At 62.0% G+C, this 17,896-nt stretch carries 19 protein-coding genes; 2 read left to right on the forward strand and 17 right to left on the reverse strand.

The window, feature by feature from the left end:
- Positions 1–21 precede the first annotated feature (21 nt).
- Complete coding sequence (locus ACODR6_RS13925) at positions 22–642, reverse strand: 2'-5' RNA ligase family protein (RefSeq protein WP_489022692.1); 621 nt, start codon at positions 640–642, stop codon at positions 22–24.
- A gap of 185 nt (positions 643–827) precedes the next feature.
- Between ACODR6_RS13925 and ACODR6_RS13930 the strand changes: the two genes are divergently transcribed.
- Positions 828–1,391 (forward strand): methylated-DNA--[protein]-cysteine S-methyltransferase, encoded by a 564-nt coding sequence (locus tag ACODR6_RS13930; protein ID WP_489022693.1) that lies wholly within the window; start codon positions 828–830, stop codon positions 1,389–1,391.
- Between the two features lie 16 nt (positions 1,392–1,407).
- Here ACODR6_RS13930 and guaA read toward each other — a convergent pair whose 3' ends face one another.
- From guaA to ACODR6_RS13995, 13 genes are all read right to left on the reverse strand, one after another.
- Positions 1,408–2,970, reverse strand: coding sequence for a glutamine-hydrolyzing GMP synthase (gene guaA / locus ACODR6_RS13935; protein WP_203429750.1), 1,563 nt, complete (start codon positions 2,968–2,970; stop codon positions 1,408–1,410).
- Between the two features lie 94 nt (positions 2,971–3,064).
- Positions 3,065–3,703: a 5'-methylthioadenosine/S-adenosylhomocysteine nucleosidase gene (locus ACODR6_RS13940; RefSeq protein ID WP_203429749.1), complete on the reverse strand. Its 639-nt coding sequence runs from the start codon at positions 3,701–3,703 to the stop codon at positions 3,065–3,067.
- A complete protein-coding gene (locus ACODR6_RS13945) occupies positions 3,700–4,149 on the reverse strand; it encodes a PaaI family thioesterase (RefSeq protein WP_112713905.1) in 450 nt (149 codons plus the stop codon). The genes ACODR6_RS13940 and ACODR6_RS13945 overlap by 4 nt, the downstream gene beginning before the upstream one ends.
- A 68-nt stretch (positions 4,150–4,217) precedes the next feature.
- Entirely contained in the window at positions 4,218–4,670 is a 453-nt protein-coding gene (locus ACODR6_RS13950; protein WP_203429748.1) for a TspO/MBR family protein, read from the reverse strand.
- 40 nt (positions 4,671–4,710) lie between these two features.
- The gene (locus ACODR6_RS13955) at positions 4,711–5,802 is read right to left on the reverse strand and encodes a DUF1513 domain-containing protein (protein WP_203429747.1); all 1,092 of its coding nucleotides are present in this window, start codon (positions 5,800–5,802) and stop codon (positions 4,711–4,713) included.
- A gap of 5 nt (positions 5,803–5,807) precedes the next feature.
- A complete protein-coding gene (locus ACODR6_RS13960; RefSeq protein ID WP_489022694.1) occupies positions 5,808–6,902 on the reverse strand; it encodes an imelysin family protein in 1,095 nt (364 codons plus the stop codon).
- Positions 6,902–8,440, reverse strand: coding sequence for a di-heme oxidoreductase family protein (locus ACODR6_RS13965; RefSeq protein WP_203429745.1), 1,539 nt, complete (start codon positions 8,438–8,440; stop codon positions 6,902–6,904). The genes ACODR6_RS13960 and ACODR6_RS13965 overlap by 1 nt, the downstream gene beginning before the upstream one ends.
- Positions 8,441–8,486: 46 nt before the next feature.
- Positions 8,487–9,764: an imelysin family protein gene (locus ACODR6_RS13970; protein WP_489022695.1), complete on the reverse strand. Its 1,278-nt coding sequence runs from the start codon at positions 9,762–9,764 to the stop codon at positions 8,487–8,489.
- 165 nt (positions 9,765–9,929) lie between these two features.
- The gene (locus ACODR6_RS13975) at positions 9,930–11,219 is read right to left on the reverse strand and encodes an RsmB/NOP family class I SAM-dependent RNA methyltransferase (RefSeq protein ID WP_489022696.1); all 1,290 of its coding nucleotides are present in this window, start codon (positions 11,217–11,219) and stop codon (positions 9,930–9,932) included.
- A gap of 144 nt (positions 11,220–11,363) precedes the next feature.
- Complete coding sequence (locus ACODR6_RS13980) at positions 11,364–11,732, reverse strand: septal ring lytic transglycosylase RlpA family protein (RefSeq protein ID WP_162708644.1); 369 nt, start codon at positions 11,730–11,732, stop codon at positions 11,364–11,366.
- A 377-nt stretch (positions 11,733–12,109) separates the two neighbouring features.
- Complete coding sequence (locus ACODR6_RS13985; protein ID WP_489022697.1) at positions 12,110–13,003, reverse strand: SDR family oxidoreductase; 894 nt, start codon at positions 13,001–13,003, stop codon at positions 12,110–12,112.
- Entirely contained in the window at positions 13,000–14,160 is a 1,161-nt protein-coding gene (gene queG / locus ACODR6_RS13990) for a tRNA epoxyqueuosine(34) reductase QueG (RefSeq protein WP_489022698.1), read from the reverse strand. Before queG ends, ACODR6_RS13985 begins: the two co-directional genes overlap by 4 nt.
- A 12-nt stretch (positions 14,161–14,172) precedes the next feature.
- Complete coding sequence (locus ACODR6_RS13995) at positions 14,173–14,865, reverse strand: glutathione S-transferase family protein (protein ID WP_112713884.1); 693 nt, start codon at positions 14,863–14,865, stop codon at positions 14,173–14,175.
- A 267-nt stretch (positions 14,866–15,132) separates the two neighbouring features.
- Between ACODR6_RS13995 and ACODR6_RS14000 the strand changes: the two genes are divergently transcribed.
- A complete protein-coding gene (locus tag ACODR6_RS14000; protein WP_489022699.1) occupies positions 15,133–15,930 on the forward strand; it encodes an undecaprenyl-diphosphate phosphatase in 798 nt (265 codons plus the stop codon).
- A gap of 119 nt (positions 15,931–16,049) precedes the next feature.
- Here the strand turns inward: ACODR6_RS14000 and ACODR6_RS14005 are convergent, their stop codons facing one another.
- The 3 genes from ACODR6_RS14005 to ACODR6_RS14015 form a co-directional block, all read right to left on the reverse strand.
- Positions 16,050–16,346 carry a hypothetical protein gene (locus tag ACODR6_RS14005; protein WP_130279267.1) on the reverse strand — a complete coding sequence of 99 codons (297 nt, stop codon included), beginning with the start codon at positions 16,344–16,346 and terminating at the stop codon, positions 16,050–16,052.
- 140 nt (positions 16,347–16,486) lie between these two features.
- The gene (locus ACODR6_RS14010; RefSeq protein WP_112713878.1) at positions 16,487–17,467 is read right to left on the reverse strand and encodes a complex I NDUFA9 subunit family protein; all 981 of its coding nucleotides are present in this window, start codon (positions 17,465–17,467) and stop codon (positions 16,487–16,489) included.
- 113 nt (positions 17,468–17,580) lie between these two features.
- Positions 17,581–17,868 carry a DUF1330 domain-containing protein gene (locus tag ACODR6_RS14015; protein WP_112514160.1) on the reverse strand — a complete coding sequence of 96 codons (288 nt, stop codon included), beginning with the start codon at positions 17,866–17,868 and terminating at the stop codon, positions 17,581–17,583.
- Positions 17,869–17,896 lie beyond the last annotated feature (28 nt).

Consider the following 17,896-nt stretch of genomic DNA (forward strand, 5'->3'; position numbering starts at 1 on the left):
CCGCGCAAGCGCCAATGGAGCCTAGCCCAGCAGCGGCCATTCCTCGATGTCCACATGCCGGCCCTCGCCGGTGAGGCTGTTGATCAGCACGAAGGACTTTGCCATCCAGGCGATCGGCTCCGCCAGGATCGTTTCCGGCACGCTGCGATAGTCGTAGAGCAGCGTCATATGTGGCTCAAGTTTCGGCTGAACCCGAACGCTGACACCGCGGTTCATCGGCGCCAGCGCCAGCTGCGCATGAAGTGCCAGGATCTCCTGCCGTCCTTCGTCGGCCCGCAGCACGAGCGCCGGTTTGCCCTGACGGAAGCTGACCGCACGGCGAAAGGTCAGCTTGAAAGGCCGCATCCGAACGGCCGCTGCCGCCGCCAGCCCGTCAAAAAGCATGCTCGGCGGAATCTCGTCCCATTCGCCGAGATGGCAGAGCGAGACATGGAGAAGCCGCTTCGGCCGCGCTCTCTCCCGCAGACCAAAGCGGCGGCGCAGCTCGCCTGCCAGCCGCCTTGCCTGTTCGGCGGCGCGCTCGTCTGGGCGCAGAGCGAAATAGACGTTGCAGGGCTTGTGCGCCGGTCCACCGGCGCGGCTTGGCGGTATTTCACTGGCCGGTGGTCCGAACGTGAATTCGCTCTGGTTTTGTGCTCTCATCGTCAATCGGCCTTCGCCGCCTCCTCGTGAAGGCCAAAAGGCTAGCAAGGCGGGTGGTGATTGACAAGAACAAAAAGAGAACAAATAATCGCTCCAACGCTACCCCTGTGCATCAGGCAAGAAACGGGTTGAAGCTCCGCTGTGCGCATACGATCTTGAGGACAGTCAATCATGGAGGTTGCGTCATGAGCGAGGCAACGCATCACTACTGCATATTCAAGACCGCTGGCGGCTATTGCGGCATCGCCTGGAATGCGGCCGGAATCATCCGCTTCCAGCTGCCGACAAAGACTGAAAGTTCGACCGAACAGCTCTTGCTGCGGCGCCTGTCGTCAGGCGTGAGCGCCGATCCGCCGGCCGCGGTCGGAGCGACGATCGAGTCCGTCAAACGCTACTTCGCCGGAGAGACTGTGGACTTCTCGGATGTGGTGGTGGATCTGTCCAATCAGGACGAGTTCTTCCGCGAAATTTATGCCGCCGCCCGCCGTGTCGGTTGGGGCCGGACGACGACCTATGGCACGCTCGCCAAGGAACTCGGCCGCGGTCCGGAAGCGGCCCGCGACGTCGGCCAGGCCATGGCCAAGAACCCGGTCGCACTGATCATCCCCTGCCACCGCGTCCTCGCCGCCGGCGGCAAGATTGGCGGCTTTTCGGCCCCTGGCGGGTCGAATTCGAAGGTAAGGATGCTGGAGCTCGAAGGCGTCAATCTGGGCCCGCCCGAGCCGGCCCAGCAGTCGCTTGGCTTCTAGGCCGTGGGAGTGAGAATCACTCCCACTCGATCGTGCCGGGCGGCTTGCTCGTCACGTCGTAGACCACGCGGTTGATACCGCGCACTTCGTTGATGATGCGGGTGGCGGCGCGGCCGAGGAATTCCATGTCGTAATGATAGAAATCCGCCGTCATGCCGTCGACCGAGGTGACGGCGCGCAGCGCGCAGACGAATTCGTAGGTGCGGCCGTCGCCCATGACGCCGACGGTCTGGACCGGCAGCAGCACGGCGAATGCCTGCCAGATCGCGTCGTAGAGGCCGGCCTTGCGGATCTCGTCGAGATAGATGGCATCGGCTTCGCGCAGGATCTCCAGCTTTTCGCGGGTGATGCCGCCCGGGCAACGGATCGCGAGACCCGGACCCGGGAACGGGTGGCGGCCGATGAAGCTATCGGGCAGGCCGAGCTCCTTGCCGAGTACGCGTACTTCGTCCTTGAAGAGTTCGCGCAGCGGCTCGACGAGCTGCATGTTCATGCGCTCCGGCAGACCGCCGACATTGTGGTGCGACTTGATCGTCACCGAGGGGCCGCCGGTGAAGGAAACGCTTTCGATGACATCAGGGTACAGCGTGCCCTGACCGAGGAAATCGGCGCCGCCGAGCTTCTTGGCCTCTTCCTCGAAGGTCTCGATGAACAGGCGGCCGATGATCTTGCGCTTGGTCTCCGGGTCGGAAACGCCTTCGAGTTCGCCGATGAACTTGTCGGAGGCATCGACATGGATCAGGTGCAGATTGTAGTGTTCGCGGAACATGGCGACGACATTGGCCGCCTCGTCCTTGCGCATCAGGCCGTGATCGACGAGCACGCAGGTGAGCTTGTCGCCGATGGCCTCGTGGATCAGCAGGGCCGCAACCGAGCTGTCGACGCCGCCCGAGAGCGCGCAGAGGACGCGCTTGTCGCCGACCTGCTTGCGGATCTCGTCGACCGCCTTCTGGCGGTATGCCGACATAGACCAGTCGCCCTTGATGCCGGCGATGTTGTGAATGAAGTTGCCGATCAGCTTGGCGCCATCGGGCGTGTGCACCACTTCCGGGTGAAACTGCACGCCGTAATACTTGCGCTTCTCGTCGGCGATGAAGGCGTAGGGCGCGTTCGGCGAGGTCGCCACGACCTTGAAGCCTTCAGGCAGCGCCGTGACGCGGTCGCCGTGGCTCATCCAGACCTGGTGGCGCGAACCCTTCGACCAGAGGCCTTCGAACAGCTTGCTGTCTTCGTCGACCTCGAGGAAGGCGCGGCCGAATTCGCGGTGATGGCCGCTCTCGACCTTGCCGCCGAGCTGCATGCACATCGTCTGCTGGCCGTAGCAGATACCGAAGATCGGCAGGCCGCTGTCGAAGATGATCTGCGGCGCACGGGGCGATCCCTCATCGACCGTCGAGGCCGGGCTGCCGGACAGGATCACGGCTTTCGGCTGGAGGCGCTTGAAGCCCTCTTCGGCGGATTGGAAGGGAACGATCTCGCAGTAGACCCCCGCTTCGCGCACGCGGCGCGCGATCAGCTGGGTTACCTGGCTGCCGAAATCGACGATGAGAACGCTGTCGGGATGTGCTGTCTGGGTCATGGCGAGCCTTTAATGAAAAGCACCCGTTCTTGCAATGCGGGAAATCGGGGCGTGGCGGATTTTATTGTCCCGATTGTCCCTGCTATCAAGGCTTTCAGAACCAGAATACGCCGTCTTCCAGCGCCGTAAACAGGCTGTCCACGGCATAGGAAAGCTTGCGGTCGACGACGTGAAGATACTCGGTCCAGCCGGAAATATGCTGCAGCTCCTCGACGCCGTCGGAAATGCCGCGCAGGCCAATCAGCGGCAGATTATATCCCTGGCAGGCGCGCAGGATCGCAAAGGTTTCCATGTCGACCATATCGGCGGCGATCTCGGCATAGGCGGGACCTGAGATCACGTTGCCGCCCGTGGAAAGCGTAGCCTCGGGAATACCGGGAATGCGTAGCGGCAGGTCGAGCGTCGCCGGCAGGTCGAGGAAAGGCGTCTTGCCTTTCTCGAAACCGAGCGGCGAGGCGTCCATATCGCGGTAGGAGACGGACGAGACCTGATAGACTTCGGTCTGCTCGAGCTTTGCCGAACCGGCCGAGCCGAGGGAGACGACGAGCTGCGGCAGATCGTCGGTCGCGTCGAGCCTAGCCAGCGTCTTCGTCATCGCAATCGCGGCCTCGACCGGGCCGATACCGGTCATCAGTGGTTCGAAGCGGGACTTGAGGAACGGGCCGTATTCAGCCTCCGCTGCCATCACGAACAGGATCGATTTTCCGGCAACGGATTTCAGCTCGAACTTCATCCGGTAATTCCCTCTCTTCCTCGCACGACCATCATCGTGCCCGTCATCGATGCAATCAGTTTCGCGGGGCCGTCGCCGATCGCGTAGCCGCGGCCGTCCGCGACAATGATGTTGCTGCCGGGCTTGGTGATCTCTCCCCGGAACAGGAAGCGATCGCCCCGGCCGGGAGACATCAGGTTGACCTTGAATTCGATTGTGAGGATCGAGGCATCCGCGTCGATCATCGTGTAGGCGGCAAAACCGCAGGCGCTGTCGAGCGCGGCGGAGATGATGCCCGCATGCAGGATGCCGTGCTGCTGCGTCAGCTTCACGTCGAACGGCAGCTCGATCTCGACGACGCCGTGTTCGACACGCGTCAGTTCCGCCCCGATCGTCTCCATCGCCGCCTGGCGCGAGAAGCTCTGCCTGATCCGTTCGCGGAAGTCTCCGCTATTGCCGACGCTCATACCTTGTCCCCTTCGAGCGGCGAAAGTGGCATGGCGCGCCGGATTCGACAAGGATGGCGGAAGGCAATTCAGTTCAGGTAGGCGATCGAGGCGTTGAGAACTGTCGCAAAGCCGACCCAGACGGCATAGGGCAGGAAAAGCGCGGCTGAGATCCGGTCCGCCTGCCATCGATTAGCGATGAAGGCGATGACCAATGCCAGCAGGACGATGATGATAAAAAGGGCCGCCCGCGGCATTTCGGCGCCGAAGAAGAAGGGTGACCAGAGAAAGTTGAAAACCATCTGCACCGCCCAGATCAGCATCGCCGCCGAAAGATGGCCACGCATCCAGGTTCGTGCGCCGGCAATGCCAATCAGGATGTAGAGGATCGACCAGACCGGTCCGAAAACCCAGTTCGGCGGATTGAAGGCCGGCTTGGCCAGCGACTGGTACCATTCGCCGGGAAGATTGTTGGTGCCGATCAGCAGCCCGCCTCCGAGCGAGACGGCAATGAAGACGAGATAGGTGAGGGCTTTGCTCATGCCGCGGAGCTAGGGCGGCATATTCCGTGGTCCAGCGCGCCTAGGTGCGCTGGCGCGCAATTCGCACGATGTGTTGATCCCATGCCACATCGCTATGGGCCGAGAGGAACTCGCCGTCATAAGAGGAAATGGCAAAGCCATGTGCGGCCGGTGCGATCCCGGCGGCCTCGGGCAGGGCATCCTCGGAGACCATCCGGCCGGTGCAGGCATCGATCGTCACCGAGAGCCCCTTCGGCGAGGTGATGCCGATCAGCCGGTCGGCGCGGTTGACTGCGATGGCGCCGACATAGCTGCCGAGGCGGCGCGTCGTCTCCTCCGGCAGGTCGATGAGAGTCAGATCCTCGCCCTTCGAAAAATGCCCGACGAGCGGCGGCAGATCGCGCCGCGAACCCTCATACTGGCAGGCAAACCAGACGCGGCCATCGGCATCGAGATCGACGTGGCGGGTGGAGACCTGCGCCCATTGCGGCGGCAGCGTCCGTTTCTCGATCAGCGCGCCGGTCGCCGCGTCGATCAGTGCCAGCGATGGCTGCATGGCGTCGAGATTGAGCTTGGTGCGGCCGAAATCCGGATGGGTCTCGATGCCGCCATTGGCAACGACCAGCATCCGTCCGTCATCGGAAACGGTCATGTCATGGGGGCCGACGCCGAAAGTCTCGTATTCGCCGATCCGGGCGAAGCGATTGGTGGCGTCGTAGAGTCCGATCATGCCGCGATTGCCGTCGAAATCGTTCTCGCTGGCATAGAGGATGCGGCCATCGGGCGAGAAACTCCCATGCCCGTAGAAATGCCGCCCCTCGATCGAGGTGATGACGATGGGCTCGCCCTTGTTCCAGGGGTCGAAGATCATCGCATATGTGCCCGGGCGGCGGGCAAAGGCCACGGTCTTGCCGGTCGCCTTGCTGAATGCCATGCCATGGGCACGGGCGGGCAGCTCGACCTGATCGATGATCTCGCCGCGTTCGGTGACGGTCGCAACGGCAAAAGAGCCATCCGCCGCACGGATGCCGGAGGCATAGACGGCGTCGGCGCGCTCGAGCGCGAAGAGGCTGCGCGGCTGCAGGGCGGCGAGGAAGGTCACGCCTGCGGCCTTCACGAAACCGCGCCGGTCGATCGCCGCGCTGCGCCACATCGGGCTCAGTCCCCGTCGGAGAAGGAGAAGCCGGCCGAAAGGCCGATCGCGCCGCCGTAATCGTCGCTGATCTTGGTAATCAGGTCGCGGCCGGTCGCCAGAAACGCATCGAGCTTGGCCCTTTCGGCATCGCTGGTCGCGACATCGATATCAGGATTGAGCTTCGGCACCGTATCGAGCAGCGTCTTGAAGTTGGCTTCGATCGCATCGGCTATCGGCTTCTTGTCGGCGGGCAGCAGGTCGGCCATACCGGCCTTCTGCCAGAGCGTGCGCAGTCCCTCGATATTGGCGGCCATCGATTTCCAGGTGTTCTTCGAACGCCAGTAGATCGCCATGCGCGGGCGCGGAGCCGCATCCTTGCCCTTGTAGAACTGTTCCAGGCGCTGGTCGCGAACCGTCTCGGCACCATGGACGAGGATGCCGAGGAGAGCCGTCACCGCTTCCTTGTTATCCATGAAGTCTTCGCTATCCGGGCCGGGATGCTTCCAGCTCGCCTGGACACCATCGGGCTTTTCCCAGGCGGCGACGACTTCGCCGGCCTCGCGCTGGATGTTTCCGGCAACAGCCGCGCCATACTGGCAGCGGAAGCCGTTCTTCTGCTTGGTCAGGTCGTCGGAACCATTGCCGTAGAGCACATATTCCAGCGCCGTCAGTCCCTGCAGCGCGACGCTCTTGCCGGCGATCGCGTCGACCGTGGCATCCTGCGGATCGGCCTTGGCGATCAGCGCCTGGACCTGCTTCAGGCCGACGCCCTTGCGATCCGGGAAGAACAGGATGTGTTCGAAGAGGTTGTCGTGAATGACCGGTCCGGTCTGGACGATCTCGATATTCGACCAGTAGCGGATCGTGTCGTCGAAGGTCGATTTCGCCTTGTCGAGCGTCTGCTGCGTGCCATCGGCGCAAAGGTCCTTCATCGCCGTCGTCAGGCGGGCGGCGGACTGCTGCATGTTGCGGTAACCCGGACGGATCACCTCGTCGACGGCGCGCGCCATCACCTGCGGCACCGCGTCTTCGTTGAGGCCCGAGGGCGCCGGCGCCGTCTGGGCGGCAGCCTGACCGGCAAGGGCAAGCGAGAGAACGAGAGGTTGCCAAAGGCGCATTACAGGGACTCCAGGAATCTGATCAGGGCCTCTCTATCGTCTTTCGGCAGAGAGGAGAATGCATCGCGGGCTTTTTCTGCTTCGCCGCCATGCCAGAGGATTGCTTCGGTGAGGTTCCTGGCGCGGCCGTCATGCAGGAAAAAGCTGTGTCCGCTGACAGTCCGGGTCAGTCCTATACCCCATAGCGGCGGCGTGCGCCATTCACGTCCACTTGCAAGACCGACCTGTTGCCCGTCGGCAAGCCCGTCTCCCATGTCATGCAGCAGGAAATCGGAATAGGGCCAGATAAGCTGAAAAGATTGAGCTTTTTCAGCCGTGTCGCGGCGCGTCACGAATTTTGGCACGTGGCAGGCGACGCATCCCGACTGGTAGAAAAGCTGCTTGCCGCGCAGCGTATCGGCAAAGCTCGCCTTGCGCCGGGCGGGCACCGCCAGATTGGCGGAGTAGAAGGTCACGAGATCGAGAACCGGCCCCGGCGCCTCTTCGTTGCCAAGCCGCTTCTGTACGCCGGTCGGCATCTTGCGGCATTTGGTCTCGGCATCGGTGCAGTCGCCATGGGCGTCCGGGCGGTCGGGGGTGGAGATGCCGATATCGTTCGAGAAGGCATCGGCGCTTTGATCGCGCACGGTGGCGTTCTGCGCTTTCCAGCCGAAGCGGCCGAGCGCAATCTGCCCGGTCAGGTGATCGCGCACGATTGCAGCCTTGCCCGATATGCCGTCGCCATCGCGATCGTCGGGATCGGCATGCGCCAGGATATCGGCAGCCGGGATCGCCTCGATGAGGCCGAGGCCGATCATCGCAGGCGCGACGCGCGGAGAGATCGTCGTCGCCGGGTCGAGAGGGCCATAGGCAAGATCGGTCACGGAGTAGCTGGGCACGCGCAGCGACACGACTTCGCCGCCGGCAAGCGTCACCGGTTTTTCGGCGTAGCTGATCTTCATCCGTCCCTCGGCCGCAAGCCCGGGCACAGCGAGGTCCTGCAGTTGGTGACCGTAGACGGGGTCGGGTAAGTTGACGGTCTCAGCGTCGGCGATCGCCTTTTCCTCGTCCGGCGTCTTCGGCGTGCGTGCCAGCCGCAGGAACATCGACGTAGTGCTGACGCCGCCTTCCGGCGGCTTGCCGCGGCCGTCATTGACGTGGCAGCTCATGCAGGAGCGCGCATTGAACAGCGGCCCGAGGCCGTCGGAAGCTTGTGTGGAGGAGGGCGCGGACACCCAGAGCTTCTTGAACAGCGCGTTGCCGAGCTTGAAGTTCTGCTCTTCCTCGAAGGGAATATTGGCAGAGATATGCGAGAAGCTGTCTTCGGTAACAGGGTCGATCGAGGTCGCCGCACCCGCCTGCATCGCTTCGTAGGGCTCGGCTTTCGAGAAATCCGTCGCCGGCCGCGTCACATCGGCGACCCGCTTCAGGTCGGCGTCGGAAAGATCGGTGCGCTTCAGCGGCAGATCGAAATTGGCGGCGAGCGCGACGGGAAGGCCGGCAAGCGTGGCGAGAAGCGCGACGCTGAAATAGAGACGGCGAGCCCGTTGATCTGGCATTTCGGAGTTCGGGCCGCCCTTCTGCAGGACGGCCCGCCTTTATTGCTTATTTGAAGACAGCGTTAGGATTATCCAGGCTGTCCGAACCTTCAAGCTCAACCTTGCCGAGGTCGAGTGCGGCAATAACGCGCTGGATCGACTTGGTCTGGTCGACGAGGCCGTCGATGGCGGCCTGGACGACAGCGTTGCCTTCCTTGTTGCCTTCGCCGATCATCTGGTCGTACTTCTCGACCGTCTCGCCGCGCTTGGCCATGGCGTGCATGGCGTCGAGCGTCGTCTTCAGCTTGCCTGCAACTTCCTTGTCGAGCTTCTTGTCCTTGGCGGCGACGAGGTCGTGCAGCGACGGCCCGGTCATCTTGGTGCCGTCGACGCGGGTGTATTCGCCCGTGTAGGCAGCGGCAATGCCGATCGCATCGTTGAGGTGCGAGTTGTAGGTGTTGTCGGAGAAGCAATCGTGTTCTTCTTCCGGATCGTGCAGCAGCAGGCCGAGCTTCATGCGCTCGCCGGCGAGCTCGCCGTAGGAGAGCGAACCCATGCCGGTCAGGATGGCGGTGAGGCCAGCCTTGGCATTTTCCTCGACATGCTTGGTCGCAGCGCCGCCGGGAGCCCAGTTGTCGGTCATTTCCTGCAGGTCGGAAACGAGCAGCGTGGAGGCCGACTTCAGGTATTCGGCGCGGCGGTCGCAATTGCCGTGCGTGCAATTCTTGAGATCGTAGTCGGTTGCCGGGCGATTGCCTGCGCCCGGGCCGGTGCCGTTCAGGTCCTGGCCCCAGAGCAGGAACTCGATGGCGTGGTAGCCGGTCGCAACGTTGGCTTCGACGCCGCCTGCTTCAGCCAGCGTGCCGGAGAGGAATTCGGGCGTCAGCTTGGAAGCGTCGACATCCTTGCCATCGATCTTGATCGTCTTGTTGGCGATAACATTGGCGACGTAGAGCGAGTTTTCGTCGCTCTCGGTGCCGTAGGAGGCGTCGACATAGTCGATCAGGCCTTCGTCCAGCGGCCATGCGTTGACCTTGCCTTCCCAGTCATCGACGATCGGGTTGCCGAAGCGGTAGACTTCCGTCTGCTGGTAGGGAACGCGGGCCTTGATCCAGGCGTCGCGGGCGGCCTTCAGTGTCTCGTCCGTCGGTGCCTTCAGGAAGGCGCCGATGGCGGCGTCGAGCGCCTTTGCGGTGGTCAGCGAGTCTTCGTATTTCGCATGCCCGACGTCGGCATAATGCTTGACGACGTCAGCGGCCTTCGGGGCGGCTGCGAAAGCCGGTGCGGCGGATAGGGGGGCTACCGCCAGCGCCAATGCTACGCAGACATTCTTGTTGAGCTTCATGGTCCTCTCCTGTGACGGATTTCCGTCTGAAATGCCGGAGTCTCATCGCCCAAAAGCAAACTTGTGTCAAACACTCTAGTTTGGAATGGTTTTAAGGACCGGAAACGCTAAAACGCTGACGTTTCCAAAAAGCGGATCGACCCCAGCGATCGGCGGCAAAAAGCCTCAAGCCTTGCGCTGCATCCGGCAGAAAAAGAAGCCGTCGGTGTCGGTCGATGCCGGGGTCAGCGTGATCGTCGCCTGGTCGGACGAGCGTGGCTGCGGCGCGGCGGTGCCGAACAGGCTGTTCCAGGCGGGCAGGGCGCTGACGATCGCAAATTCCGGATGATCGGCCGTGAACTTGCGGACCTGTTCCTCGTTCTCCTGCGGCAGGACCGAGCATGTCACGTAGATCAGCTCGCCGCCGGGGCGCACGAAGGCGCTCGCCTGCGTCAGCGCATCCTGCTGCTGGCTGGTGCGCTCGTCGAGGTTCTTGGCCGTCAGCCGCCACTTGGTATCCGGGCGGCGGCGCCATGTGCCGGTGCCGGTGCAGGGCGCATCGACCAGCACCTTGTCGCAGCGGTCGGTTAGCGCAGCAAGCGCCTTGGCATCGTCGTGAACCTGGACGTTGCGCGTGCCCGCACGCTTGAGGCGCTCGATGATCGGCGCCAGCCGCTTGCGGTCGGCGTCATAGGCGTGAACCTGGCCCTTGTTGTGCATCGCGGCCGCCATGGCGAGCGTCTTGCCGCCACCACCAGCACAATAGTCGAGAACCTGCTCACCGTCCTTCGGCAGCACCAGATCGGCAACGATCTGCGATCCTTCGTCCTGAACTTCGAACCAGCCTTTCTGGAACGAAAGCTCGGCCGTGACGTTTGGAAGTCGTGAGGCGCCTTCGCCGGCCGGTATGCGCATGCCGTATCGCGCGATCTTCGCCTCATGCGCTCCCGAGCGCTCCAGCGCCTTCACGGCCTTTTCTCGGCTGGCCTTGAGGATGTTGGCGCGCAGGTCGAGTGTCGGCCGCGTGGCAAGCGCCTGCGCTTCGGCAAGCCAGCTGTCGCTGAAGGCGGTCTCGAAGGAGGGCTGTACCCATTCCGGGATATCGCCCTGAATATAGGGACGTGCGTCTGCGAGATCGCGCTCGGCAAAGGCTGCGGCGGCGTTGGCCGGCAGCTCGGGCGGCGCAAATTTGTCGCCGGAAAGTTCGGCGGCCAGGCTTTCCAGGGTGAAGCCCCACTGGCGCAGCATGACGGCATAGGCGAGCGTCAGCGGGCTGTCGTCATCCATCAGGAAAGCGTGCGACAGGCGCATGCGCAGGGCGTCGTAGACGATGTTGCCGATTGCGGCGCGGTCGCCGGATCCGGCAAAGCGATGGGCAAGGCCCCAGTCCTTGAGCGCGTCGGCGACAGGTCTCTTTCGCTGCTCGATGTCAGCAAGAACCGAAATCGCCCCTTCGAGGCGGCCGCCCAAACGCATTCACAAGTCTCCTGTTGCCAACGGCTTGTGAACGATCCGCGGGAAGAAAGACAGATGCAGCGGATAATTCACAAGTCTCAAGCGCGTGGTAAACGCGATTGACGGCAAGAGCAAGCGCTCAACGGCGCAAGCATATGGGACGCCTTAGCGGGAGGCGACGACTTCGTAGCACACCTTGGCGGTGCCGGTGCTGACCATGCCGATGTTCTGAGCGGCAGCGCGCGACAGGTCCAGAACCCGGCCGCGGATGAACGGGCCGCGATCGTTGACGCGAACGATGACGCTACGGCCATTGTTGCGGTTGGTGACCTTGAGCTTGGTGCCGAATTTCAGAGAGCGGTGTGCGGCAGTCAGGGTGGCGGGGTTCATACGTTCGCCGGAAGCAGTTTTGGAGTGCAGTGCGTACCACGAAGCACCACCACATCCAGCTGCAGCAAATCCTTCGGCAGGAAGGATAAAAGAACAGGCTGCAATTGCCGCGGCAGTGATTAGAGAACGGCTGGTTTTCCTCAAAACGGAGTATCCCTCAACTATTGAACTTGCGCCTTGGGGGCGGTGAGGGCTTGAATCCGTCCAAAAGTGGCGAAAAAGTGCCACCATCGATCACGGAATGTTACAGACTGTAATATTCGTGATTCTGTGCGCGTTAAGGTCAATAAAGTCTTGCTGCCGCAATCATGGAAAAAAGATAATAGAATCAGGTAAAATTAGAACAATTTTTCCGCGAACAGAGTCTGCTCACGGAATGTTACGGCGATCACAAAAATAATTTTGCCGTACCGCCATATTTGTTGCCGTATTTGCGCAAATTTAGAGGCCGTTAACCATAAATCGGCGCGAAATTTTGATTGAGAAAATTCGGAAGTAGGAATTTTCTGCTCTTTGAAGGGTTATTTTGCTAATTCGGAAGTGTTAGTTTTCCAGCGCCCGTCCTGCCACATCTGGGCGAGGGACATCGGATAGTTCGGGAAGGCGAAAGCGAAGCCGGCAGCCTTCAGTTTGGCGTTGGAGACCCGCTTGTTCTCTCCATAGAAAGAGCGTGCCATCGGCGTCAGTTCGGCCGTCTCGAAGGCCTGTTCTGGCGGCGGCTCGACGCCCATCAGGCGGGCCGCCTCGACGATCACATCCTGCGGCGGACCCGGAAGATCGTCGGTGACATTATAGATGCCGCCGAGCTTCTCCTTGGACAGGAACAAGGAGGAGCCGCCGATATCTTCGACACGGATCCGGTTGAAGACCTGATCCTTCTTGATCAGCCGCCGCGCCGTGCCGCGCTCCAGATTGACGAAAGCGTTGCGTCCCGGCCCGTAAATGCCGGAGAGACGCAGGACCGCTGCCGGGATGCCGAGTGCCGCGCCGGTATCGGCCCAGGCCTGCTCTGCCTCCAGCCGCTCCTTCGAGCGTCCGGAAACCGGAACGCAGACCGTATCCTCGCCAACCCAGGCACCCTTGTGATCGCCATAGACTCCGACCGTCGAGAGATAGCCGATCCATTGCAGCTCCGGCATCAGCGTCGCGAGCTCTGAACCGGCGATATTGATGAGCGGATCGCCGCTCTCGCGGGGCGCGATCGATTGCACGAGATGGGTTGCGCCGCGCATGGCCGCTGCAAGCTCGGGGCTCAGCGTCTCGCCATCGAAGATGAAGCCTTCGATACCGGCTGCGGTGAACTGGCCGAGTTTCTCGGCGCTGCGCGTGGTTCCGCAGACATGTGCGCCTGCCGCAGCAAAAGCCTTGGCGATCGCCATTCCGGAGTAACCGCAGCCGAAGATCACCAGTTTCATGCCATTGCTCCCGCCATGCGCCATTCGTCGAGGACATCGGCGTCCTCCTCATTGGGCCTTTCTGCCGCAAATGAAGAAAATTCGCCAGCGCTCATCAGCCGCGACAGCGCCCATATCGCCATGCCGCGAACGGCGGGTGCGGGATCGGCGCTGAGATCACGGCAGGCGCCGATGAATTCGCGGTTACCGGAATTGCCGGCGGCGATCAGCACATTGCGGATAAAGCGGTCCCGCCCGATCCGCTTGACCGGAGAGCCGCTGAAGAATGTGCGGAAATTTGGATCATCCAGCGTCAGCAGGAAAGCGATCGACGGCCCTTTCAGGTCGTCGCGCGCCTGGAGCTTGATCTCGGATGCCGAGGCAGCAAACTTGTTCCACGGACAGGCGGCCAGGCAATCGTCGCAGCCATAGATGCGGTTGCCGATCAGTGGCCGGAATTCGGCAGCGATCGGCCCCTTGTGCTCGATCGTCAGATAGGAAATGCAGCGCCGCGCATCGATTTGATAGGGCGCCGGAAAGGCATCCGTCGGACAGGCATCGAGACAGGCTCGGCAGGAGCCACAGTGATCGCTCTCCACCGCGTCGATATCGAGGTCGGCGGTGGTGAACATCGAGCCGAGAAACAGCCAGGATCCATGTGTGCGGCTGACGAGGTTCGTATGCTTGCCCTGCCAGCCAAGCCCGGCAGCGGCGGCGAGCGGCTTCTCCATCACCGGCGCGGTATCGACGAAGACCTTCACATCGGCACCCGCCCGTGCCGCAAAGCGCGTCGCGATCTCCTTGAGACGGCCCTTGATGACGTCGTGATAATCGCGGTTGCGTGCGTAGACGGAGATCGCAGCCTTGTCCGGCTTGGCAAGGATGCCGCGCGGATCCTCTTCCGGGCCGTAGTTCAGCCCGAAAACCACGATCGAGCGCACATCGCTCCAGAGCGTGCGCGGATCGCCGCGCCTCTCCAGCGTCTCGGCCATCCACTCCATCGTGCCGTGACGTCCGGCATCGACGAATTCACCGAGCCGAGCCTTCGCTTCGGGAATGGAGTCCGGCCGGGTGACGCGACAGAGCTCAAAGCCGAGGGCAGCCGCTTCGGCACGCACGAAAGCCGTCAGGCTTTCGCGCTTCTTTCGCTCTTTGTCTTCCTCTGATCGTACGGGCATCGAGGGCCCCTGTCAGAAATCCAGGTCGGCGTAATGGGAAACGGGCGTCAGGCCGCGAACGCGCTCGTTGAGCAGCGGCCGGAAAGACGGGCGCGACTTGATGCGCTGGTACCAGTCCTTGACAACAGGCGCTTCGGTCCATTCGATCTCGCCGAGATAGTCGAGGATCGAGATCGAGGCCGCCGCAGCAAGATCCGCATAGCTCATCCGCTCGCCTGCCAGCCACTGGCGCGAACCGGCAAGCCAGGTCACATATTTCATATGCTGGCGAATGTTGTTGCGCGCCGTGCGCAGCATCTTGGAGTCAGGTGCGCCGCCGCCCTGTTCGGCGGTCATCTGCAGCTTGTAGACGCGCTCGCGGGCCAGCGGCCGCGTCACGTCGGTTTCCATCTTCTGCATGAACCATTCGACGAGACGGCGGATTTCCGCGCGCTGGAACGGGTCTTCGGCAAGCAGCCGCCGGTCGCGCTTCAGCACGCCATGGGTTTCGTCGAGATATTCGGAAATGACAGTCGCGCCGCAGAGCGCCCGCATGCTGTCGTCCACGTAGACAGGCAGCGTCCCGGCGGGGTTGAGCGCCAGAAAGTCACGGCGCTTGTCCCAGGTCTGCTCTTCAACGAGATCGACCTGATAGCCGTATTCTGCAAGCACCAGCCGGATGAACCGGGAGGATGTCGACATGGGGTGATGATAAAGTACTGGCATTATGAGTTTTCGGTCCGCCCGCGTTTCGGCGACATTGTGTCCTTCTCAAACTCCTAACAATTACAGTTTAAGAAAGATATAGGATTGGATGGCGGCTTCAACCGTGAAGCAGGTTTGAAGCGCCTCTAAGCGCGGCCAATGATGGATTTTTCATGACCTTTGGAGGATCCGGCCTTTTTCCGCCATCCTGATGACGAATGAGTGCCCGCTGCCGAAACCTGCGCGGATCCTGATTCGGCGGGCTGGAGTTTTAACCGGAGACCATAGATGGAATATATAAACGCGATCATCCTGGGTATTATCGAGGGGATTACGGAATTTTTGCCGATCTCCAGCACCGGCCACCTCATCATTGCCGAGCAGTGGCTCGGAGCCCGGTCCGACACGTTTAATATTGTCATTCAGGCAGGCGCCATTCTGGCAGTCACGATCATCTACTGGCGCCGCCTCGTCGATCTCGTGATCGGCTGGCGCGAACCGAAGAACCGCCGTTATGCCTCGAGGCTGATCGTCGCCTTCCTGATCACCGCCGTCCTCGGCCTGATCGTCAAGAAGCTGGGCTTCGAACTGCCCGAAAATGCGACGCCGATTGCGTGGGCGCTGATTATCGGCGGCTTCTGGATGATCTTTGCCGAATGGGCAGCCGCCAAGAAGCCTCCCTATAAGGACATCACCTGGATGGTCGCCATTCTGGTCGGCATCGCCCAGGTCGTCGCCGGCATCTTCCCGGGCACCTCGCGCTCCGGCGCAACCATCTTCGTCGCCATGCTCGCCGGAACCGCCAATCGCGCCGCCGCGACCGAATTCGCCTTCCTCGTCGGCATTCCGACCATGTATGCGGCAAGCGCCTACCAGCTGTTGAAAACGGTCAAGGACGGCGGCGCGGCCAACGAAGATTGGACCGCCCTCGGCATTGCCTTCGTCGTCTCGACGATCGTTGCCTTCATCGCCGTCAAATGGCTGCTCTCCTATATCCAGAGCAACCGCTTCACCCTCTTTGCGATCTACCGCATCATCCTCGGCGCAATCCTGCTCGGCATGGCCTATGCCGGCGTGATCGCCTGAGCCTGAACGAAAAACAGCCCTTTGCCTGCGGGCAGAGGGCTGGATGCCAATCTGGAAATGGAAAAGAAGCTGATCCCGTGAAAGCGGCGCTCATGCGCGCCGTGCGGGAATAATCCCGCTTAGTTGGGGATGCTTGCCGTCGAGCAGGGATCGACGCCGTAAGCCGGCGCACAGCCTTCCTTAACAGCCGCGACCGAACCGGGCGCGATGAAGGAGCCAGCCAGGATAACCAGTGCCGCACACGCAAAGAGAAGCGCGATTGACTTGCCCATCGGTATAAAGCCTTTCAAATCGATTGAACGCGCCTGCCAAGCCTCGTGAGCCGCTACCTGCGCGCCGGGTGTGTAGTCAGTGGAATGGCAAATAGCAATAAATGTTCCTGCTAAATGTGACGTTAATTTCACTAATTTTTTCATGCGTCTTTTATGCAACGCCAATCCGGTTCGGGGCGCAGAAAAACACGCGAAACTTGCGCCAGATTTGACACTTCGCCCAAAACAGAAGCGCCGCCTGTGGAAATCCTCAGGTGGCGCTTCAGTTAATGCTAACGGACGAATCAGGCGGCTTTGCCGGTTCCCGTGTACTGGCCGTGCGGGCGGTAATGCACGAGGTAGGACGGCAGAACCGAGGTCACCATCGTCGGCGTGATGCCGAGGCCCTTCAGCGTGCGCTCGTCCTTCTCAGCCTTGGCGGAGACGACGTTGTCGTATTTCAGCAGGCGAACCTGGTCCGGCGTGATCGGCGGCGAAACGAAGGGGATCAGCGAGGCGATGCTGCCGATCAGTGAAGCAATACCGGCCGGCATCGAAACCAGCGGGTTCTTGCGCGCCGTTACCTTCAGCATCGTCTGCAGACATTCGCGGAAGCTGAGGACCTCGGGGCCGCCGAGTTCGTAGATCTTGCCAGCAACGGCCTTGCCATCGACAGCGCGGGCAACGGCTTCAGCGACGTCTTCGACGTAAACCGGCTGCAGCTTGGTCGTGCCGCCACCGATGACCGGCAGAACCGGCGAGAGGCGGGCCATGTCGGCGAACTTGTTGAAGAAGCTGTCCTCGGGTCCAAAAACGATCGACGGACGGAAGATCACCGCGTCCTTCTTGATCGACAGTACCGCGGCTTCGGCGCGGCCCTTGCTGCGGGCATAGTGCGATTCCGACTTCTCGTCGGCGCCGATTGCCGAAACGTGGACCAGGCGGGCCTTGGCATTCTTGGCGGCTTCAGCCACGGCGCGGGCGCCGAAATCCTGGACGGCGTCGAAAGTGTTGCGGCCGGTCTCCAGCAGGATGCCGACGCAGTTGACGACGCAGTCGGAACCCTCAACGGCGCGCTCGACCGACTGACGGTAGCGCAGGTTTGCCTGGACGAAGGAAATCTGGCCGACATTGCCGAGCGGCTGCAGGAAGCCGGCGAGATCCGGGCGGCGGACGGCGACGCGGATGCGATAGCCGCGCTTGGCAAGCGCACGAACCACATGCCTGCCGACGAAGCCGGAGCCTCCGAACACGGTAACGAGCGGCGGCAGGTTGGCAAGGGTCATGGCAGTTTCCTCGAAAGGCTTGGGAAGGAGTGTTTGTTGGCTCCCGTATTAGCCGAATCCGGCGGCGACGGAAAGGCCCATCGCAGCCGAGTTTCGCATCTGCGAAAGCGCTTTCAGATGCCTTCGACAACCACCATTTCGGCATCCGCCACTTCCTGGCGGATCTTGGCGGCGATCTGGTATTCCGGCGAGTTGTAGCAATCGACCGCAGCCTGCATCGACGGGAACTCGATCACCACATTGCGCGCCCGCGCCTTGCCCTCGAGCTCGGTAATCGCCCCGCCGCGCGCCAGGAAATTGGCGCCGTATTTCTCGAAGGCAGGCTTCGCCGCCGCGACGTAATCCTTGTAGCGCTCGGCATCGCGAACATCGACGCGCGCAATCCAGTATCCCTTGGCCATGATCTTCCTCCGATTGACGTTGGCGTCT

It is taken from the genome of Rhizobium sp. FG96 (assembly GCF_057808655.1).

Coding starts and splice junctions, on each gene's coding strand:
- ACODR6_RS13925 (WP_489022692.1), bottom strand. CDS start 642: ATGAGAGCACAAAACCAGAGCGAATTCACGTTCGGACCACCGGCCAGT.
- ACODR6_RS13930 (WP_489022693.1), top strand. CDS start 828: ATGAGCGAGGCAACGCATCACTACTGCATATTCAAGACCGCTGGCGGC.
- guaA (WP_203429750.1), bottom strand. CDS start 2,970: ATGACCCAGACAGCACATCCCGACAGCGTTCTCATCGTCGATTTCGGC.
- ACODR6_RS13940 (WP_203429749.1), bottom strand. CDS start 3,703: ATGAAGTTCGAGCTGAAATCCGTTGCCGGAAAATCGATCCTGTTCGTG.
- ACODR6_RS13945 (WP_112713905.1), bottom strand. CDS start 4,149: ATGAGCGTCGGCAATAGCGGAGACTTCCGCGAACGGATCAGGCAGAGC.
- ACODR6_RS13950 (WP_203429748.1), bottom strand. CDS start 4,670: ATGAGCAAAGCCCTCACCTATCTCGTCTTCATTGCCGTCTCGCTCGGA.
- ACODR6_RS13955 (WP_203429747.1), bottom strand. CDS start 5,802: ATGTGGCGCAGCGCGGCGATCGACCGGCGCGGTTTCGTGAAGGCCGCA.
- ACODR6_RS13960 (WP_489022694.1), bottom strand. CDS start 6,902: ATGCGCCTTTGGCAACCTCTCGTTCTCTCGCTTGCCCTTGCCGGTCAG.
- ACODR6_RS13965 (WP_203429745.1), bottom strand. CDS start 8,440: ATGCCAGATCAACGGGCTCGCCGTCTCTATTTCAGCGTCGCGCTTCTC.
- ACODR6_RS13970 (WP_489022695.1), bottom strand. CDS start 9,764: ATGAAGCTCAACAAGAATGTCTGCGTAGCATTGGCGCTGGCGGTAGCC.
- ACODR6_RS13975 (WP_489022696.1), bottom strand. CDS start 11,219: ATGCGTTTGGGCGGCCGCCTCGAAGGGGCGATTTCGGTTCTTGCTGAC.
- ACODR6_RS13985 (WP_489022697.1), bottom strand. CDS start 13,003: ATGAAACTGGTGATCTTCGGCTGCGGTTACTCCGGAATGGCGATCGCC.
- queG (WP_489022698.1), bottom strand. CDS start 14,160: ATGCCCGTACGATCAGAGGAAGACAAAGAGCGAAAGAAGCGCGAAAGC.
- ACODR6_RS13995 (WP_112713884.1), bottom strand. CDS start 14,865: ATGCCAGTACTTTATCATCACCCCATGTCGACATCCTCCCGGTTCATC.
- ACODR6_RS14000 (WP_489022699.1), top strand. CDS start 15,133: ATGGAATATATAAACGCGATCATCCTGGGTATTATCGAGGGGATTACG.
- ACODR6_RS14005 (WP_130279267.1), bottom strand. CDS start 16,346: ATGAAAAAATTAGTGAAATTAACGTCACATTTAGCAGGAACATTTATT.
- ACODR6_RS14010 (WP_112713878.1), bottom strand. CDS start 17,467: ATGACCCTTGCCAACCTGCCGCCGCTCGTTACCGTGTTCGGAGGCTCC.
- ACODR6_RS14015 (WP_112514160.1), bottom strand. CDS start 17,868: ATGGCCAAGGGATACTGGATTGCGCGCGTCGATGTTCGCGATGCCGAG.